Origin of the sequence: Cobetia sp. 3AK (genome assembly GCF_029846335.1) — a bacterium.
GTDB classification, from domain to species: domain Bacteria; phylum Pseudomonadota; class Gammaproteobacteria; order Pseudomonadales; family Halomonadaceae; genus Cobetia; species Cobetia marina.
Map to the genome: position 1 here is coordinate 433851 of NZ_JARWKR010000002.1, position 18523 is coordinate 452373.

Sequence of the window (18523 nt, forward strand, 5' to 3'; positions counted from 1 at the left end):
CGGGCTATGCCAGTCGGGCGATGTCTTTCGGGCGATGTCTTTCGGGCGATGCAGCGGGGAAGCCGCGGGCTAGAGCGTACCTTCCAGTTCAGTGGCGATCTGGCGCATCAGCGGTGCCCATTCCAGCAAGGACTCGATGGAGTGGCGCAGGCGCGGCGCATGGATCGCCAGGGTGGCCTGGATCTGGCCGACCTCATCGAAGACCGGCACGGCAATCGCCACCATGCCCTGAATGAACTCCTCGTCGTCGGTGCTCAGCTGATTGCGCACCACGGTGTCGAGTGCCTCTTCCAGCGTAGCCCGGGAGGTCAGCGTGCAGGGTGTATGGGCCTCGAGCGCGAGACTCTGCAGCAGCGCGCGGCGACGGTGCAGCGGCATCAGTGCCAGAAACAGCTTGCCGCTCGCGGTGCAGTGCAAGGGCAGGTGCGAGCCGGGGGCCAGCTGGATACGCACCGGCCAGTTGGTTTCCACGCGGTCGTAGTACATCACCTCGTGGCCATCCAGCAGGGTCAGGTTGCAGGTCTCGCCGACCTTCCCGGCCAGCTTTTCCAGCAGCACGCGGCGCGGCGCCTTGAGGCCCTCATTGGCCAGTGCGCCCAGCGACATGCGCCGGAAACGCTGGCCGGGCAACAGGTGACGGCCATCCAGGTCCCGGCTGATCAGCTGCTGTTCTTCCAGCTGCTTGAGCAGACGGTGCACGGTGGGCTTGGGAATCTCGAAGCGCTTCTCGAGATCCGCGGCGCTGATGGGGTGCTGAGCGGTGACGACCTCTTCCAGCAGGCCCAGCGCGCGAAAGAGCGTCGAATTCGTGGGAGTGTCCTTGCTCATCTAGTGTCCTCATCCTGCCTGTCGGTGCATGTCGCGGAAGGTCTCAAGGAACATGTCGGCCGTCAGGTGCAGGTCGGCAGGGCGTCAGTGCATCGATTCATCACGTCACCCGGGAAGGGGGTGTCCGCAGCGGCAATGAGACGAAGACAGCCCCTCGCGGGGCTGTCGATGAGGCTAGTGTTACAGGTTTACCAGGAACAGGGAAAGAGACGGAATCAGACAGATGGCCAGCCAGCAGGCCATCAGGGCGATGAAGTAGGGAATCACGTACTTCACCAGTCTGACGTAGGAGATGCCGGTGATGCTGCTGGCGACATACAGATTGAGCCCGAAGGGGGGCGTGACGAAGCCGATGGCCGCACCGACCAGGAAGATGACCGAGAAGTGGATCGGGTCCACGCCGGCCTGCTGGGCGATGGGGGCGAGAATCGGCGCCAGGATGATGGTCACCGGCAGGCTTTCCAGAATCATGCCGGCCAGCAGGATGATCAGCATGCAGGTGCCAAGCGTCAGATAGTAGTTGTCGATACCGCTGAGCATGTCGCTGAGCGCCTGACCGGCCCCCAGTACCGAGAGCAGTTGCTGCATGACCACTGAGATGGCGATCAGCGGTGCCAGCATGCCGGCGATCTGGCCTGAGCGCAGCATGATGGTGGGCAGCTTCTTCAGGCTGATTTCCCGTGTGATCAGCAGTCCCGCGATCATGGTGAAGCCCACGGTGATGGCGGCGGCTTCCGTCGGCGAGAACTTGCCCGAGTAGATGCCGTAGACCACCACGCCGATGGTCGCGAAGCCCAGATAGGCCTTGCGTGCCAGCCTCGCGCTGACGCCCGCCTTGAAGGGTTGCAGCTGGCCCCAGCCATTTCGGCGGGCCACCAGATAGCAGGCGACCATCATCGCGATGACCATCAGGGCGCCCGGCACCATGCCGGCGATGAACAGGTCGCTGATCGACAGATTCATCATGAAGCCGTAGACGATGAAGATGATGCTGGGCGGAATGATGATGCCCACGGTCCCGCCGGAGGCGGCCGTGGCGGCCGCGAAGCGCTCGTCATAGCCGTTCTTGACCATCTCGGGCTGCATGATCGAGCCGATGGTGGCGGTGGTGCCGGCGTTGGAGCCGGAAATCGCCGCGAACAGGCCACAGGCGCCGAGGGTCGACATGCCCATGCCGCCGCGCATCCAGCTCAGGGTCGAGTAGGCGAAGTCGGAGAGTCGCTTGGCGATCCCCGCCGCGTTGATCAGGTCCCCCGTGAGGATGAACAGCGGCAGTGCCAGCAGGCCGAAGAAGCTCAGGCCCTGGAAGAGGGTGACCCCGACATTGGCCAGCGTGAAGTCGATCACCAGACTGGTGCCGACCACCCACAGGCCGATGACGAGGAAGATGGGCACTCCCAGCAGGAAGAAGGCCGTCACGCCCGCCGTGATCAGGGAGATCCAGATGCTGTCAGTCATGATGACCTCCTCAGTCCATGATGGACGGTTGCAGGTTGAAGGACTCGCCGCGGCGATAGCGCGCCCAGTCGGCGTAGAGATTCTGCAGCACGCGATAGATGATCATCACCCACGCCAGCGGCGTGGCGAGGTAGAACCACCACTGCATGACGTTGTCGGTGCCCGGCACGATGGCGTAGTTGTCATAGGCCAGCGTCACCTGGGTGGTGGTGAAGTAGATCACCATCAGCCCGAAGCCGATCCACAGCACGGCATCCAGAATCAGACAGGCGAACTGGCCACCGCGGGGCAGCTTCATGCGGATCTCGTTGAGGCTCAGGTGAGTGCGCTTCTTGACGTTGAGCGAGGCGCCGAACCAGGTCAGCCACAGGAACAGCAGCACCGGAATGCTGGTGCTCCAGGGGGCCTGCAGGCCGAAGAAGAAGCGCCGGATGACTTCGACGAAGATGATGCCGGCCATGCCGGAATAGGCGATCAGGATGACGACCTGTTCCAGATGGGCATCCAGCCACAGGAAGGGACGCGCCCAGGGCGCGGCCTTCTTGATGGCGGGGTGCTTGGTCGGTTGGCTGAAGATGGTGGTATCGCCCATTACCCCCTCCACCAGCGCTGCGGCTTGACGTTGACGGCGGCAGTGTCGCGGGAGATCTCACGCGCGACGGCATGGATTTCCTGATAGATGTCGAGACCGCCGGACCACTTGTTGAGGCGCTCACGCCATTGCTCCCACGGCTCGGGATTGAATTCCGGCGAGCACATCTGTTCGGCACGTGAGCGTTCGGCATCCGACAGCGGTGCCACGCGCACGTTGTTCTCGGCGAAGACGGTGCCGGGGGCGGGGTGCTCGGTGGCCCCGACGATCTCGAAGCGCCCGGCCTCGTTCATGCCCTGGGTGAAGATCTGCGCGCAGTAGGCGGACTCCATCACCTGGTCCTGCAGTTCTGCGCCGAGGCTGTCGAACTTGGGCAGGCTCATGCCGGTGTGCTCTGTGCCGGCGAAGAAGCGCAGGTCGACGGCCTGGGAGACCACCGGGGCCATGCCGGCGTAGGCCACGGCGCTCATCCAGGTCTCGGCGCCATCCAGCAGGCCCTGACGCAGGCCATCGAGGGTCTCTTCCCAGGCGACCGGCACCGGATTCAGGCCCAGCTGCTCCATGGCGATCCGGCCCATCTGGGTGCCGGTGACGCGGTTCTTGGTGCCCTTGAGCTGGTCGATGCTGGTGACCAGCGGTTTGTCCTGCCACTTGAGGCCGAGCATGATGCCGCGCAGGTCACAGTGGGTGAACAAAAACTGCAGGTTGTGGCGCTGGCGCAGGGGTTCACGCAGCAGCTGCTCGCTCTTCCTGTGATAGAAGAAGTGGAACATCGAGGCGACGGTGGGGAACAGATAGGCGAAGTCGAGCACGTTCAGGTAGGGCGCGCTGCCCGAGGAATTCTGGGTGGAGGCCGAGTAGATGTCGACGATGCCCTGCTGGGTCTTGGCCACGCAGTCCAGCTGGTTGCAGACCTCGTTGCTGCCCATGAATTCGACGCGGATGGCGCCGTTGGTGCGTTCTTCCAGATCCCGCGCGAAGAACAGCTGGCCGGACTTCTGGATATCGAGATTGCGCTCGTTGAAGCCCGAGGCACCGAAGCGCAGCTGGAACTTGGGCGCAGTCTTGTAGCGTTTCTGCTGCTCCTGATCGGCGGCACGCGCCAGCGTGGACGCGGTAAGACCTGCGCCGAGGCCGGTGGCGGCCAGCAGGGTCGAGGTCAGACCGAAGCGGCCCGAGATGTCGAGAAAGTCACGGCGTGACAACTTGCTGAGTGGCGTTGGCATGGTAGTGCTCCCGGTGTTGTGTTTGCTTTTGTGGTGGGATGCAGTCTGGGCTGAACGCAGTGGGAATCTGGTGTTCCCTGGCGTCATGACACCTGTTGGCGTCTTTTTCTTGTGGTGTCTTTTCACACGTGACGAAAGCGAGCGTGTGACTGGGTTCCGCTTCGGTTCCGCTTCGGCTCCGCTTCGGTTCCGCTTCGGCTTCGGGGGGCGTTTCACATCCCTTGCCGGCGCGAGACAAATCTCAATGTAGGGCAGTTCTTGTGCTTTGGCAAAATAAACGAGACGTTTTGTTTCGTATTTGACGAAAAATGCTTTCGATACCATGATTACGAGACAATATGTCTCAATATGGTTGAGAAAATAATGAAAACAACACGTTACGCCAATGCAGACGCCAAAGCCTTCTATGACTACATCGTGATCGGGGCGGGTTCCGCCGGTTGCGTACTGGCCAATCGTCTCACCGAAGACCCTTCCATCAAGGTGCTGCTGCTGGAAGCGGGTGGCTCGGACTGGAATCCGTGGATCCATGTGCCGGTCGGGTATTTCAAGACCATGCACAACCCCGCCACCGACTGGTGCTACCTGACCGACCCGGATGCCGGCATCAATGGTCGTCGGCTGCAATGGCCGCGCGGCAAGGTGCTGGGGGGGTCCAGTTCGCTCAATGGCCTGCTGTACATTCGTGGCCAGCGCGAGGACTACGACGACTGGGCCGCCGAGGGCAATCAAGGTTGGGACTATCAGTCGGTCCTGCCATATTTCCGCAAGTCGGAGTGCCAGGCGCGGGGGGCCAACCAGTGGCATGGGGCGGATGGCCCACTGCATGTCTCGGATCTGCGCCTCAAGCGAGAGATCGCCGAGCGCTTCATCCAGGCTGCGGTGGAGGCGGGGATTCCGCTCAACCAGGACGTCAATGGCGAGCGTCAGGAGGGGGTGGGCTATTTTCAGCAGACCACGTATCGGGGCCTGCGTTGCAGCACGGCCAAGGCATTCCTGCGTCCGGCGCTCACGCGCAGCAATCTGACGCTGGTCAAGCATGCTCACTGCCGTCGGGTATTGCTGGAAGGCAAGCGCGCGGTCGGGGTCGAGTACGAGGTGAAGGGCAATGTCTGCTCGGCGCGGGCGGAGCGCGAAGTGGTGCTGTCCAGCGGCGCCATCGGCAGTCCGCAGATCCTGCAGTGCTCCGGCATCGGGGACCCTGAGCATCTGGCCAGTGTCGGGGTGGAATGTCTGCATGCGCTGCCGGGGGTCGGGGAAAACCTGCAGGACCACCTGCAGGTGCGGCTGGTGTTCAAGACCCAGTGCCGCACCCTCAATGATGAAGTGCGCAGCCCGATCAAGAAGCTGGCGGTCGGCACCCAGTACCTCTTCACACGCACCGGCCCGCTGACCCTGGCGGCCAGCCAGGTGTGTGCCTTTACCCAGTCACGCGAGGGGCTGACACGCCCGGATATCCAGTTCCACATGCAGCCGCTGAGTGCCGACAAGCCCGCCGATGGCGTGCATCCGTTCTCGGCATTCACCTCGTCCGTATGCCAGTTGCGCCCGCACAGCCGCGGCCATGTGCGCATCACCAGCGCGGATGCCAGCGTCTATCCCTCCATCCAGCCCAACTACCTCAGTGCCGAGGAAGATCGCCGCGTGGTGGTGGACGCCATCAAGGTGGCGCGGCGTATCGCCCGGGCGGCACCGCTGGCCGCCGTGATCAGCGAAGAGTACGTGCCTGGCGTGCAGTACGAGAGTGACGAGGAGTTGCTGGAGGCCGCGCGCCAGTTCAGCCAGACCATCTATCACCCGGCGGGGACCTGCAAGATGGGCCACGACCCGCTGGCGGTGGTGGATGACGCGCTGCGAGTGCATGGCCTGCACGGGTTGCGGGTGGTCGATGCCTCGATCATGCCGGTGATCGTCTCGGGCAACACCAATGCCCCGACCATCATGATCGCCGAGAAGGCCGCTGACATGATCAAGGCGGCTCAGCGCGAGATGGCGCAGGCGAGCTAGCAGGTACCGGCATCTGTCATCTTCCAGGGCAGGGCTCAGGCCCTGCCATCCTGCTTGCCTTTTCATGGGATATTCGCGTGGCCAATCACGACAGCTCATCACTTCACGACACATCGACACCGCCTACCCGTCTGTTGCGGAATCTGGAAGGGCGCGTGCGCATCATCATGCCGGGCCTGCTGATCTGCATCCTCATCGCGCTGGCGACCACCTTCATCGCCGATCACTACGGCGGTCCGACGCTGCTGTATGCCTTGCTGTTCGGCATGTCGCTGCACTTTCTCTCCGAGGACGGACCCTGCAAGGCGGGGATCGAGTTCGCCTCCAAGACGGTACTGCGCCTCGGCGTGGCGCTATTGGGCGTGCGCATCACGCTGGAGCAGGTCGCAAGTCTTGGTGTTGGCCCGGTGATCACGGTGGTGCTCGGGGTGGTGGCGACCATCGTGTTCGGCGCGCTGCTGGCGCGCGTGATGGGGCTGGACCGTGACATGGGGCTGTTGACCGGTGGCTCGGTGGCCATCTGCGGAGCCTCGGCGGCACTGGCGCTGTCGGCGGTGATGCCGCGCAACGCCACCAGTGAGCGTCACACCATCATGACCGTGGTCGGGGTGACGACTCTCTCGACCGTGGCGATGATCACCTATCCGCTGATCGTGCGGCTGCTGGGGCTTGAGGATACCGAGGCCGGCATCTTCCTCGGCGGCACCATCCACGACGTGGCCCAGGTGGTGGGGGCGGGCTACATCATTTCCGAGCACACCGGCGATGTCTCCACCTTCGTCAAGCTGCTGCGCGTGGCGATGCTGGTACCGGCGGTGATGGTCTTCATGCTGCTGTTTCGCAGTGCACGCCAGGCCAATGGCGATGAAGGGGGCAAGGTGCCGATGTTCCCTACCTTCCTGATCGCCTTCGTGGCTCTGGTGCTGATCAACAGCCTCGGCTGGGTGCCGAGCGTCGCCGTGGAAGGCTTCACTGACCTCTCACGCTGGTGTCTGGTGGCGGCGATTGCCGCGCTGGGCGTCAAGACGTCGTTTCAGAAGCTGGCGGTGGTGGGGTGGAAGCCGGTGATCCTGATGGTGGTGGAAACCCTCTTCCTGCTGGTGCTGGTGACGCTGTGCATCAAGTTCGGGCTGGCCAGCGTGTGACCTGACGGTATGGAGCGCACGGGGGATGAACGACACGGGCCCTGCCATGACTGGCAGGGCCCGTGTCGTTGATGAGGGAATATCCCGAGGGGGCAGATGTCAGCCCGTGAGCGGCTGATACAGCCAGCCAATCAAGGCGATAAGATGCCTCAATTGCTTATCGGCCCACGAGTCGTATGATCTGCGCTATCGGTACGTGTCTGACGCTGAGCCGTCAGCGCAGCGCGCCGCATCCCCATTCTTCTGGAGTCCGATCATGTCTGAATCCCTCGTGCTGGCCTGTCCGCAATGTCTTGCCCTCAATCGTGTGGCCACCGCGCGTCTGGATGACAATCCCGTCTGCGGCAAGTGCAGCGCCGCCGTGCTGCCCCAGGAGCCGCTGGAACTGACCAGCGCCAACTTCGAGGCACTGGTCACGCGCAGCGAGATGCCGGTGGTGATCGACTTCTGGGCCAGCTGGTGCGGTCCGTGCAAGATGATGGGGCCGATCTTCAATGAGGTCGCGGCGCAGATGGGTACCCGCGTGCGTTTCGCCAAGATCGACACCGAAGCCCAGCAGGCGCTGGCCGGTCGTTTCGGCATCCGCAGCATCCCGACCCTGCTGGTGATGAAGCAGGGCAAGGAGCTTGCGCGCGAATCCGGCGTGATGCAGGCCGGTCAGCTCAAGCAGTGGCTGGCACCGCACGCGGTGTGATGGCAATCTCTCCGCCGCGCTGAAGGCGGGGGCAGGAAGTGGACGGACAACGCCTGACGCGACTATGCGCCAGGCGTTGTCGTATCAGGCGTTGTCGTCTCAGTCGGCGTTGTCGTATCAGTCGGCGTAAACCATCTTGCGGGTCATGCCGCCATCGACGACATGATTCTGACCGGTGATGAAGCCGGCCTTTTCCGAGATGAGGAAGGCCACCAGCGCGGCGATGTCATCGACATGGCCGACGCGTCCGACGGGATGCTGGGCGTGGTCTTCGTCACTCAGCGACTCCGCCTCACCGTCCTTCTGCAGGTGGCTTGCATCGATCCAGCCCGGACTGACCGCATTGACGCGAATCTCCGGCCCCAGGCTCATCGCCATGGCGTGGGTGAGGGCGACGATGCCGCCCTTGCTGGCGGCGTAGGCTTCGGTATCCGGCTCGGATTGCAGGGCGCGGCTGGAGGCCAGATTGACGATGCTGCCGCCGGTCTCGCGCAGATGCCGCGCCGCATGCTTGGCGGTCAGGAAGCTGCTGGTCAGGCTGGTATCCAGTACCTGATGCCAGCGCTCAAGGGACAGTTCCTCGAGCTTGCCCTGGAAGGGGTCGGCGATCGCGGCGTTGTTGATCACGGCGTCCAGGCGCCCGAAGGCCTGGCAGGTGGCCGCGATGCTGGCGGCGACGGCGTCTTCATTGCGCACATCCACGGCCTCGACGCGCAGGCTGTCCGGCTCGCCGTGGGTCGCGGCGTGACTCGCCAGATACTGCTCGCCCGCCCGGGCGTCGATATCCACCACCGCGACTCGCCAGCCACGGGCGAGCAGATAGTCACTGATGCCGCGTCCGATTCCCTGGGCACCGCCGGTGATATAGGCCACTTTGCGTGTCATCATCGTGAAGTCTCTTGCGTTCTGGGTGGGGAATGTCCTTCATGGTCTCTCGTCCTGCCGGGTCTGCCACGTCGTTTCCGACGTGGCGCCGGCCTTCGACATGGCGACCCTGACCTGTGTCCTGATCGAGAGGATGACAAGCGGGGCATGCGAAAGCATGACGTGACGAGACATTGCCATCATGCCAGCTACTGGTCGAGTGCCCCGTGGCAGACGCGACGACCTGATGAGACTGGCTGATTCTGTTGGTCTGTCCGCCTTGGCGACTTATCGCTTCGTCTAACAGCTGTCACACTTGGCACTGAAGTATTCGGAACTTCGCATTTACCCCCTCGCGAGTGGTGATCCGTCGTCTGGCCGTGTCAGGGGACGGGAACCCCTGCGCGACAGGATTGCCTGAAAGACGCCATCCCCGAATTTTCAGGAGCGCTGCCCATCACGGGAAATGGGCAGCGACATGAGGAACGAACATGAAGGATCACAGGCAACGCGGACTGATGGTGGGCGTGGCGATGCTGCTGGCGCTGGCGAGCGGCTGTGACGAGCTGGGTGCGCCGCGCCCTGCCAGTGTCACCACGCTGCTCGAGCACTCGGAGGCCTGGCAGGGCGAGCAGGTGGCCGTGCAGGGCAGGATACGCAGTGAGCAGGTGCCGGAGCGCTATTGGCTGGAAGGCGCCGGGCAGCAGCGTATCGAGCTGCATCCCCCCGAACGCATCGGTGCCTATCTCGGGCGCGAAGTCCAGATCAGCGGTCGTTTCGAATTCAGGGTGGGTGGGCAACGGCTGATCGAGATTTCCAACGTCACGCCCCTGGACAAGCCGACTCCCAAGCAGTGAGTGCTCACGGACCCCCGGCGAGATCGGGTGTCCTTTAGCATCAGCGCATGAAGCCCCGCCAGAGCAGACTCTGGCGGGGCTTCATGGCTCATGGCTCATGGCTCATGACGCTTCTCTGGTGTCACCAGAGGCACTCGAACCGCTCAGGCCTTCTTCACGAACATGGACTTGAGCTTCATCGGGCCGACGCCATCCACCTTGCAGTCGATGTCGTGGTCCCCTTCGATCAGGCGGATGTTCTTGACCTTGGTCCCGACCTTGACCACGGAGGAGGTGCCCTTGATCTTCAGGTCCTTGATCACGGTGACGGTGTCGCCATCCACCAGCTCGTTGCCGTTGGCATCACGATAGACCGGCCCGGTGTCCTCGACGACGGCCTCCTTGGACCACTCGTGGGCACACTCCGGGCAGACGAACTGCATGCCGTCGTCGTAGGTGAATTCGGAATTGCAGGCCGGGCAGTTGGGGAGGGCGCTCATCTCGGTGTCCTGAAGTCTGTCCCGCTTGTGTCGTGCGCCTGCGGGGGGCGCGGCGCTCAAGGCAAGGACATGCGATGGAAAGGCGCGCATCGGGCTCAAGCGGTGCGCGGAAGCCGGCAAGCCTACACCGATTGCGGGCAGATGGCCCGCTGCTGCGGCGCTTGGTCGCAATTCCGGCGGCAACCTTCCCCGCTCGCCATCAGCCGTTCGCCATCAGCCGTTCGCCATCAGAGCCTGGCCGACGCGTGAGCCATTGGGGCGCCCTAGCTTGCGGCTGATCCAGTCGCCGGTCGCGGCCAGGCGTGCCAGATCCACGCCAGTGTCGATGCCCATTCCCTGCAGCAGATAGACCACATCCTCGGTGGCGACATTGCCCGAGGCCCCCTTGGCATAGGGACAGCCCCCCAGCCCGGCCACCGAGCTGTCGATCACCGCGATGCCTTCTTCCATCACCGCGTAGAGGTTGGCAAGCGCTTGCCCATAGGTGTCGTGGAAGTGGGCGGCGAGGCGTTCGACCGGCACCTCGCGGCTGACGCGCTCCAGCATCTGCTTTGCCTTGAGCGGGGTGCCGGTGCCGATGGTGTCCCCCAGCGAGACTTCATGACAGCCCATGTCACGCAGCTCACGCGCGACCGCCGCGACCTGCTCAGGGGCGATCTCGCCCTCGTAGGGGCAGCCCAGCACGCAGGACACGTAGCCGCGCACACGCACGCCGGCTGCCGCTGCACGCGCCATCACGGGGGCGAAGCGCTGGAGAGATTCCGCGATCGAGCAGTTGATGTTGCGCTGCGAGAAGGACTCGCTGGCCGCACCGAACACCGCCACCTCACGCACGCCACACTCAAGCGCCGCCTCCAGCCCCTTGAGATTGGGAGTGAGGGCGGAGTAAGTGGTCACTCCACGAGTGTCATGCTCGGCCAGTGCCAGCATGATCTCGCGATGGTCCGCCATCTGGGGTACCCAGCGGGGGGAGACGAAACTGGCGGCTTCGACATGGCGCAGGCCCGAGTCGGCAAGGCGCCGGATCAGTTCCAGCTTGGTCGTCGTATCGACATGGGCGGGCTCGTTCTGCAGGCCATCACGCGCGCCGACCTCGACGATACGTACGCTGTCAGGAAAGTGCATGCTCACTCACTCCTTGGCGTCGTCAGCCGTGAATTCCAGCAGCACGTCACCCTGGGTGACGCTGTCGCCGGCACGGAAGTGGAACTGCGCGACCTGACCATCGGCGGGCGCGTTCATGGTGTGCTCCATCTTCATGGCCTCCATCACCATCAAGGGCGTGCCGGCCGTCACCGCGACGCCAGCCTCGACCAGCTGGGCGACCACGGTGCCATTCATCGGGGCGTTGAGGGTCGCCTGGGTCTCATGCTGCGCGTGGTCGACGGCGTCCGCGCGGCGCCACAGCAGGCGTGACTCGGACGGGAGTGCGTCGCTGCTCTGCGCGCAGGTCAGCACCAGCAGCTCGCCGCCACGCGCCGGGGCGTGACTGGCCTGATAGCGACGACGGTGCCCGTCCAGCGTCACGGCGATGGCATTGCCGGCAAGACGCGACAGGTGGCCATCAAGGCGTGTCATCTGGCGCTTCCCGTGAGAGTGGGCGCTCACTTCCAGCTGCCAGCCCGAGGCAGGCACAGGGGCGTCGTTCACGCTCGCGGGCCCGCCCGAGGCACGCGGGCGGCGGGCGATGACCTGGGCCACCTTGTCGCTGTGTTCCTCGCATTCGGCGTCCCCGGGCAGGCAGAACGCCAACGTCACCTGGTGGGGCGTGCCATTGCGCCAGCCATCACGGCGCTGCCAGGGGCTGGCGGGCTGGGTCGGCGCGGACGAGCCAGGCGCGTCATCGCTGTCATTGAGGCGTGCCAGGGCCAGCAGGGCACTCGTCGCCAGCGTGCCGGGGTCCAGCTCAGGCGTCGGAAACAGACTGGCGTGGTGACGCTCGATGAAGCGGGTATCCAGATGGGCGGCGCGGAAATCCGGATGCGCCGCCAGTCGCGTCAGGAAGGCACGGTTGGTGGTGACACCACGGATCTCGAGCGCCGCCAGGGCACGCAGCAACGCATCGAGAGCCTGTTCACGGCTCGGGCCGAAGGTGATCAGCTTGGCCAGCATCGGGTCGTAATGCATCGAGACGTCATCGCCCTCGGCGACGCCGCTGTCCAGACGCACCTTGAGGGCCGTCGAGCCGGAGGCCTGTTGCGCGCTCTCGACCTCGGCACCGGCAAGTCCGGCGCCGATGAGATCCAGTCGAAAGCGTTCCAGCAGACCGGTGGCAGGCAGGAAGTCGTTGTCGGGGTCCTCGGCATAGAGCCGCGCCTCGAAGCTGTGACCCTTGAGCTCAAGCTCATCCTGCTGACGGGGCAGTGGCTCGCCACGCGCGATGCGCAGTTGCCATTCGACCAGGTCCTCGCCGGTGATCATCTCGGTGACGGGATGCTCGACCTGCAGACGAGTATTCATCTCCATGAAGTAGAAGGCGCCATGGCTTTCGCTGCCGGGCTGCGGGGCATCGAGGAGGAATTCGATGGTACCGGCGCCGACGTAGCCGATTTCCCGTGCGGCGCGTACCGCGGCCTCGCCCATCTCGCGGCGCAGTGCCGGTGTCAGGCCGGGTGCCGGGGCTTCTTCCAGCACCTTCTGATGACGACGCTGGACACTGCAATCGCGCTCGAACAGATAGACGCCACTGCCATGACTGTCACAGAACACCTGAACCTCGACATGGCGCGGCTGGGTCAGATACTTCTCGATCAGCATGCGCTCGTCGCCGAAGGCCGCGCGGGATTCGCGTCGGCAGCTGTCCAGCGCTGCCTGGAATTCCCGTGCCTGCTCGACCACGCGCATGCCCTTGCCGCCACCGCCGGCGCAGGCCTTGATCAAGACCGGGTAGCCCATGCGGTCGGCTTCGGACTGCAGTAGCGCGTCACTCTGGTCATCGCCGTGATAGCCGGGCACCAACGGCACGCTGGCGGCCTGCATGCGCGCCTTGGCGGCCGACTTGTCGCCCATGGCCGCGATGGCACTTTCCGGCGGGCCGACGAAGATCAGTCCGGCCTCGGCCAGGGCGCGCACGAATCCGGCATTCTCGGACAGGAAACCATAGCCCGGGTGCACGGCATCGGCGCCACATTGGCGGGCTGCCGCGATGACCTTGTCGACATCCAGATAGCTCTCCCTGGCGCTGGCAGGGCCGAGGCGCACGGCTTCGTCGGCTTCCCGCACGTGCAGGGCATTGGCATCGGCATCGGAGTAGACCGCAACGGTCTGGATGCCCATGGCGCGAGCGGTGCGCATCACGCGGACCGCTATCTCACCTCGGTTGGCGATCAGCAGCTTGCGGATCTCACCGCAACCGGTGGGCAGTCGCTGTTCAGTATCGCGATTGACGTTCATGGCAAGATCCCGTGGCGAAGTGGAAAAAGGGGGCGGTCGCAAGGCGCGTCTCAGCAGAAGACCGAGGGTGGCTCAGGACGTTGTCCGCGAGTCGATGAAGGGCGCGTCATGATGATGCGCTGTCGTCGTCGGATGGCGCCCAGGGCGGGCGAGTCCCGGCGAAGAATGCCGCCAGTCCAGCCTGCCCCTGTTCACTGACCCTCAGCTGGCTGATCACCTCACAGCAGCGTGTCTGACGCCGGGTGTCGTCGTCGGCGACGGCCACCTCGGCGAGCAGGGCCTTGGTGGCGCGGCTGGCCTCGGGCGAGGTCGCAAGCAGCGTGCTCACCATGTCGGCGACGCGCGCCTCCAGCAATTCATCACTGCACACGTCATGCACCAGCCCCAGCTGGTGGGCGGTGTGGGCATCGATGACTTCCGCGGTCAGTGCATAGCGGCGCATCTGGCGCATGCCGATGGCGCGCTGCACGTAGGGGCTGATCACCGCCGGTGCCAGGCCGATGCGCACCTCGGAGAGACAGAAGCGTACGCGTTCGGCCGCCAGCACGATGTCGCAGCAGGCCGCCAGACCCACGGCGCCGCCGAAGGTGGCCCCCTGCACGCGGCACACGCTGGGGCAGGGCAGTTCATCGAGCAGCTGCATCAGGCGGGCAAGCTCCCGGGAATCGGCAAGGTTATCCTCGCGCGAATACTCGACCATGCGCTGCATCCACTTGAGGTCGGCCCCGGCCGAGAAGCTCTTGCCTTCGGAGGCCAGCACCATCACGCGTACCTCGCCCTGACTCGCCAGGGCGTGCAGGTGCGTCAGATGGCCGTTCAGCGCCTTGATCAACCGGTCATCGAAGGCGTTGTGCACCTCGGGGCGCGCCAGGGTCAGAGTGGCGACACCGCGCTTGTCGATCTCGAGTCGGCAGAATTCAGTCATCGTCACCTTGTCCAATCAGTTAGCCAATGGATCATCATTCATCCAGTGAGTCGGCTGTCAGGGCTTCTCTCTGGTTGAGCGAATCACATGCGGAAGACACCGAAGCGACTCTCCTCTATCTCGGCATTCATTGCGGCGGCCAGGGACAGGCCGAGAATGTCGCGGGTCTGCAGCGGGTCGATCACGCCATCGTCCCAGAGTCTGGCGCTGGCATAGCAGGGGTGGCCCTGATGCTCGTATTGTTCGCGCACCGGTGCCTTGAAGTCCTCCTGTGCCTGTTGCGGCCAGTCGCGGCCCTCCCGCGCATGCTGCTCATACTTGACCTGGGCCAGCACGTTGGCCGCCTGCTCGCCGCCCATCACCGAGATGCGTGCGTTGGGCCACATGAACAGCAGGTTGGGGTCGTAGGCGCGGCCACACATGCCGTAGTTGCCGGCGCCGAAACTGCCGCCGATCAGCACCGTGAACTTGGGGACCCTGGCACAGGCCACCGCCGTCACCAGCTTGGCACCGTGCTTGGCGATGCCCTCGTGCTCGTAACGTGAGCCGACCATGAAGCCGGTGATGTTCTGCAGGAAGATCAGCGGAATCTTGCGCTGGGCGCACAGCTCGATGAAGTGGGCGCCCTTGACGGCACTTTCCGAGAACAGCACGCCGTTGTTGGCGATGATGCCCACCGGATGGCCGTGCAGGTGAGCGAAGCCGGTCACCAGTGTCTCGCCGTAGTAGCGCTTGAATTCATCGAAGTCCGAATCATCCACCAGCCGACCGATCACTTCGCGCACGTCATAGGGCTTCTTGAGGTCCGTGCCGACGATGCCGTAGAGCTCGTTGGGGTCCAGGCGTGGCGGGCGGGATTCGCGCAGCGCGAGCTGCCCCTTGCGCTGCCAGTTGAGGCGCGAGACGGCTCGCCGTGCCAGTTGCAGGGCGTGGGCGTCATTGTCGGCGAAGTGATCGGCCACGCCGCTGATCTTGCAGTGCACCTCGGCACCACCGAGTGCCTCGGCGCTGATGTCCTCGCCGGTGGCCGCCTTCACCAGCGGCGGGCCGGCGAGGAAGATGGTGCCTTGCTCGCGCACGATGATGGATTCATCGGCCATCGCCGGAACGTAGGCGCCACCGGCGGTGCACGAGCCCATCACCACGGCGATCTGCGGAATGCCTTCGGCGGAGAGCGTCGCCTGGTTGTAGAAGATGCGGCCGAAGTGATCGCGGTCCGGGAAGACCTCGTCCTGATGGGGCAGATGCGCGCCACCGGAGTCCACCAGGTAGAGGCAGGGCAGGCGATGCTTGCGGGCCACTTCCTGGGCGCGCAGGTGCTTCTTCACCGTCAGCGGAAAATAGGTGCCGCCCTTGACGGTGGCATCGTTGGCGACGATGACGCATTCCACACCGCTGACGCGGCCGATGCCGGTGACCAGACCCGCGCCGGGCACCGGGCTGTCATAGACGTCATGCGCTGCCAGTGCCGACAGCTCCAGGAAGGGTGAGCCCTCATCGATGAGGTGGTTGATACGTTCGCGCACGAACAGCTTGCCGCGCGATTCGTGGCGTTCGCGGGCCTTGTCGCCACCACCGGCGGCGACGCCGTCCAGCAGCTGGTGCAGGCGCTCGACCTCGGCCTGCATCGCGGCATGATTGGCACGGAACTGGTCGCTACGCGGGTTGATCAGGGAGGTCAGAATGGCCATGCGGCAGCTCCATCAGCGAAGGGAAACGGATGGTGTGGGGCGTCATGCGCTTTCATTGAACAGCTCGCGGCCAATCAGCATGCGGCGTATCTCGCTGGTGCCGGCACCGATCTCGTAGAGCTTGGCATCGCGCAGCAGACGGCCGGTGGCGTACTCGTTGATGTAGCCATTGCCGCCCAGCAGCTGGATGGCATCCAGCGCCATCTGGGTGGCCTTCTCGGCGCAATAGAGAATGACGCCGGCGGCGTCCTTGCGCGAGGTCTGGCCGCGATCACAGGCGCCGGCCACGGCGTAGAGATAGGCGCGGCAGGCATTCAGCGTGGTGTACATGTCGGCAATCTTGCCCTGTACCAGCTGGAACTCGCCGATCGCCTGGCCGAACTGACGGCGCTCATGCAGATAGGGCACCACGATGTCCATGCAGGCCTGCATGATGCCGATGGGGCCGGCGGCGAGCACGGTGCGCTCGAAGTCCAGTCCACGCATCAGCACCTTCACGCCGCGATTGACCTCGCCGAGCACGTTCTCGGCCGGCACCTGACAGTCCTGGAAGACCAGTTCGCAGGTGTTGGAGCCGCGCATGCCCAGCTTGTCGAGCTTCTGCGCGGTGGAGAAGCCGGGGAAGTCGCGTTCGATGATGAAGGCGGTGATGCCCTTGGAGCCGGCGTCCGGGTCGGTCTTGGCATAGACGACCAGCGTGTGGGCATCCGGGCCATTGGTGATCCACATCTTGTTGCCGTTGAGCACGTAGTGGTCACCGCGCTTCTCGGCCTTGAGCTTCATCGAGACCACGTCCGAGCCTGCGCCGGGCTCTGACATCGCCAGGGCACCGACATGCTCACCGCTCATCAGCCTGGGCAGGTAGCGCGCCTTCTGCTCCGCGCTGCCGTTGAGCTTGATCTGGTTGACGCACAGGTTGGAGTGGGCCCCATAGGACAGCGCCACCGAGGCACTGGCCCGCGAGATCTCTTCCATGGCGATGCAGTGCGCCAGATAGCCCATGCCACTGCCGCCATCTTCCTCGGGGACGGTGATGCCCAGCAGGCCCATGTCGCCGAACTTCTGCCACAGGTCATCGGGGAAGGCATTGCTGGCGTCGATCTCCGCGGCGCGTGGTGCGATCTCGTCGCGGGCAAAGGCATTGATCTGCTCACGCAGCAGGGTGTGTGTCTCGTCGAGTCCGAAATCCAGCGGCGTATAGAGGCTGTGCATGAGCGGGCATCCTTTGCAGCGATGAGATGAGAAGCGCTTCGAGCGTCTTGACTGTGCGTGCAGCCACGCGACAGGCGAGGCAGTGTTCATGGCCGGTGCAGGCGGTGGGAGATTCGTCAGTGACAGCCCGCCTGAGGTGGCTCTGGAATCACTCTAGAGTAAAGTTGACGTTAACGTAAAGGTTATCATCGTGCGCTTTGACCAAGGTCGCAGGCAGTGTCAGCTGACGTGTGCTGGCCCTTGGGATCGCGCGGGCACTCGCGCCGCCACTCTGGCCGGCACTCACGCCGTGACCAGAGTCGCCTGACCTGCGTGTCACTGTTAATCTGAATGGCAGGCAAAAGGCCTGACCGACGGGCAGGCGCCGTCATCGTTGCCCACCTCTCACCTGCAAGAAGGATCTTCTCGATGAGTGATGCTCGCGCCCCGGCGGTTCGCTTTCGCGATCTGCACAAGGGCTTTTCGGGTCAGCGATTGTTCGAAGGCATCGACCTCGAACTGCCGCGTGATCGTATTACCGCGCTGGTCGGTGCCAGTGGCTGCGGGAAGTCCACCTTGCTGCAGCTGATCAACGGGCTGATACGTCCGGACAGCGGCGAGGTACAGGTCTTCGGCAAGGGGGTGGACTATGCCAATCTGCCCGCCATGCGCAGACGCATCGGCTACGCCGTCCAGCAGATCGGCCTGTTTCCGCACCTCAGCGTGCGCGACAACATCGCCATTCTGGCGGACCGCGAAGGTTGGACGGCGGACAGGGTCAAGGCGCGCATCACGCGGCTGTTCCAGATGATGGACCTGGATCTGGCGCTGTTGACGCGTTATCCGCATGAGATTTCCGGCGGGCAGGCGCAGCGGGTCGGCCTGTGTCGCGCGATGATGCTGGAGCCTCCGCTGCTGCTGCTCGATGAGGCCTTCTCGGCGGTGGACCCGATCACGCGCATCGAGGTGCATGCCCAGTTCCAGCGCATGCAGCAGGAAGAGCCGCGCAGCGTGGTGATGGTGACCCATGACATGAATGAGGCGCTGAGTCTGTCCGACCACATGGTGGTGATGGCACCCGGCGTGGTGCTGCAGGCTGCCAGTCCCGAGACGATCGCCAGGGCGCCAGCGGATGAGCGCGTGGCCCGACTGCTGGAGGCACGCGCATGAAGA

The 18523-nt window shown here is 64.4% G+C and carries 16 protein-coding genes; 5 read left to right on the top strand and 11 right to left on the bottom strand.

The window, feature by feature from the left end; all coding sequences use genetic code 11:
* Positions 1–69 precede the first annotated feature (69 nt).
* From QD228_RS04355 to dctP, 4 genes are all read right to left on the bottom strand, one after another.
* On the bottom strand, positions 70–828 hold the full coding sequence (locus tag QD228_RS04355; RefSeq protein ID WP_084208082.1) for an IclR family transcriptional regulator: 759 nt from the start codon (positions 826–828) through the stop codon (positions 70–72).
* Between the two features lie 180 nt (positions 829–1008).
* Positions 1009–2286 (bottom strand): TRAP transporter large permease, encoded by a 1278-nt coding sequence (locus QD228_RS04360; protein ID WP_176503114.1) that lies wholly within the window; start codon positions 2284–2286, stop codon positions 1009–1011.
* Positions 2287–2296: 10 nt separating this feature from the next.
* Complete coding sequence (locus QD228_RS04365; protein ID WP_077374878.1) at positions 2297–2878, bottom strand: TRAP transporter small permease; 582 nt, start codon at positions 2876–2878, stop codon at positions 2297–2299.
* Positions 2878–4104: a TRAP transporter substrate-binding protein DctP gene (gene dctP, locus QD228_RS04370; protein ID WP_170877391.1), complete on the bottom strand. Its 1227-nt coding sequence runs from the start codon at positions 4102–4104 to the stop codon at positions 2878–2880. Before dctP ends, QD228_RS04365 begins: the two co-directional genes overlap by 1 nt.
* 363 nt (positions 4105–4467) lie before the next feature.
* Between dctP and QD228_RS04375 the strand changes: the two genes are divergently transcribed.
* From QD228_RS04375 to trxC, 3 genes are all read left to right on the top strand, one after another.
* Positions 4468–6111, top strand: coding sequence for a choline dehydrogenase (locus QD228_RS04375; RefSeq protein ID WP_077374875.1), 1644 nt, complete (start codon positions 4468–4470; stop codon positions 6109–6111).
* A gap of 155 nt (positions 6112–6266) precedes the next feature.
* Positions 6267–7256, top strand: coding sequence for a putative sulfate exporter family transporter (locus tag QD228_RS04380; RefSeq protein ID WP_255303127.1), 990 nt, complete (start codon positions 6267–6269; stop codon positions 7254–7256).
* A gap of 256 nt (positions 7257–7512) precedes the next feature.
* Positions 7513–7950: a thioredoxin TrxC gene (gene trxC, locus QD228_RS04385; RefSeq protein ID WP_077374872.1), complete on the top strand. Its 438-nt coding sequence runs from the start codon at positions 7513–7515 to the stop codon at positions 7948–7950.
* A gap of 117 nt (positions 7951–8067) precedes the next feature.
* On the opposite strand, the gene QD228_RS04390 is transcribed toward trxC, so the two are convergent.
* Complete coding sequence (locus QD228_RS04390) at positions 8068–8838, bottom strand: SDR family oxidoreductase (RefSeq protein ID WP_279874554.1); 771 nt, start codon at positions 8836–8838, stop codon at positions 8068–8070.
* A 467-nt stretch (positions 8839–9305) separates the two neighbouring features.
* Between QD228_RS04390 and QD228_RS04395 the strand changes: the two genes are divergently transcribed.
* Positions 9306–9671, top strand: coding sequence for a hypothetical protein (locus QD228_RS04395; protein ID WP_279874555.1), 366 nt, complete (start codon positions 9306–9308; stop codon positions 9669–9671).
* Positions 9672–9814: 143 nt separating this feature from the next.
* Here the strand turns inward: QD228_RS04395 and QD228_RS04400 are convergent, their stop codons facing one another.
* From QD228_RS04400 to QD228_RS04425, 6 genes are all read right to left on the bottom strand, one after another.
* A complete protein-coding gene (locus tag QD228_RS04400; RefSeq protein WP_077374863.1) occupies positions 9815–10150 on the bottom strand; it encodes a zinc ribbon domain-containing protein YjdM in 336 nt (111 codons plus the stop codon).
* A 213-nt stretch (positions 10151–10363) separates the two neighbouring features.
* Positions 10364–11275, bottom strand: a complete 912-nt coding sequence (locus QD228_RS04405) for a hydroxymethylglutaryl-CoA lyase (protein WP_084208085.1) — start codon at positions 11273–11275, stop codon at positions 10364–10366.
* 6 nt (positions 11276–11281) lie between these two features.
* Positions 11282–13543 (bottom strand): acetyl/propionyl/methylcrotonyl-CoA carboxylase subunit alpha, encoded by a 2262-nt coding sequence (locus QD228_RS04410; protein WP_279874556.1) that lies wholly within the window; start codon positions 13541–13543, stop codon positions 11282–11284.
* A 106-nt stretch (positions 13544–13649) separates the two neighbouring features.
* Positions 13650–14468, bottom strand: a complete 819-nt coding sequence (locus tag QD228_RS04415; protein WP_279874557.1) for an enoyl-CoA hydratase-related protein — start codon at positions 14466–14468, stop codon at positions 13650–13652.
* A gap of 83 nt (positions 14469–14551) precedes the next feature.
* A complete protein-coding gene (locus QD228_RS04420; RefSeq protein ID WP_279874558.1) occupies positions 14552–16159 on the bottom strand; it encodes a carboxyl transferase domain-containing protein in 1608 nt (535 codons plus the stop codon).
* 42 nt (positions 16160–16201) lie between these two features.
* Positions 16202–17371: an isovaleryl-CoA dehydrogenase gene (locus tag QD228_RS04425; protein WP_077374848.1), complete on the bottom strand. Its 1170-nt coding sequence runs from the start codon at positions 17369–17371 to the stop codon at positions 16202–16204.
* 408 nt (positions 17372–17779) lie between these two features.
* Between QD228_RS04425 and QD228_RS04430 the strand changes: the two genes are divergently transcribed.
* Complete coding sequence (locus QD228_RS04430; RefSeq protein ID WP_077374845.1) at positions 17780–18520, top strand: ATP-binding cassette domain-containing protein; 741 nt, start codon at positions 17780–17782, stop codon at positions 18518–18520.
* Positions 18521–18523: the final 3 nt, after the last annotated feature.

Excerpts from the sequence above, each read along its gene's own strand:
- QD228_RS04415 (WP_279874557.1), bottom strand. The coding sequence starts at position 14,468 with ATGACTGAATTCTGCCGACTCGAGATCGACAAGCGCGGTGTCGCCACT.
- QD228_RS04420 (WP_279874558.1), bottom strand. The coding sequence starts at position 16,159 with ATGGCCATTCTGACCTCCCTGATCAACCCGCGTAGCGACCAGTTCCGT.
- QD228_RS04355 (WP_084208082.1), bottom strand. The coding sequence starts at position 828 with ATGAGCAAGGACACTCCCACGAATTCGACGCTCTTTCGCGCGCTGGGC.
- QD228_RS04405 (WP_084208085.1), bottom strand. The coding sequence starts at position 11,275 with ATGCACTTTCCTGACAGCGTACGTATCGTCGAGGTCGGCGCGCGTGAT.
- dctP (WP_170877391.1), bottom strand. The coding sequence starts at position 4,104 with ATGCCAACGCCACTCAGCAAGTTGTCACGCCGTGACTTTCTCGACATC.
- trxC (WP_077374872.1), top strand. The coding sequence starts at position 7,513 with ATGTCTGAATCCCTCGTGCTGGCCTGTCCGCAATGTCTTGCCCTCAAT.
- QD228_RS04400 (WP_077374863.1), bottom strand. The coding sequence starts at position 10,150 with ATGAGCGCCCTCCCCAACTGCCCGGCCTGCAATTCCGAATTCACCTAC.
- QD228_RS04410 (WP_279874556.1), bottom strand. The coding sequence starts at position 13,543 with ATGAACGTCAATCGCGATACTGAACAGCGACTGCCCACCGGTTGCGGT.
- QD228_RS04390 (WP_279874554.1), bottom strand. The coding sequence starts at position 8,838 with ATGATGACACGCAAAGTGGCCTATATCACCGGCGGTGCCCAGGGAATC.
- QD228_RS04375 (WP_077374875.1), top strand. The coding sequence starts at position 4,468 with ATGAAAACAACACGTTACGCCAATGCAGACGCCAAAGCCTTCTATGAC.
- QD228_RS04395 (WP_279874555.1), top strand. The coding sequence starts at position 9,306 with ATGAAGGATCACAGGCAACGCGGACTGATGGTGGGCGTGGCGATGCTG.
- QD228_RS04365 (WP_077374878.1), bottom strand. The coding sequence starts at position 2,878 with ATGGGCGATACCACCATCTTCAGCCAACCGACCAAGCACCCCGCCATC.
- QD228_RS04425 (WP_077374848.1), bottom strand. The coding sequence starts at position 17,371 with ATGCACAGCCTCTATACGCCGCTGGATTTCGGACTCGACGAGACACAC.
- QD228_RS04360 (WP_176503114.1), bottom strand. The coding sequence starts at position 2,286 with ATGACTGACAGCATCTGGATCTCCCTGATCACGGCGGGCGTGACGGCC.
- QD228_RS04430 (WP_077374845.1), top strand. The coding sequence starts at position 17,780 with ATGAGTGATGCTCGCGCCCCGGCGGTTCGCTTTCGCGATCTGCACAAG.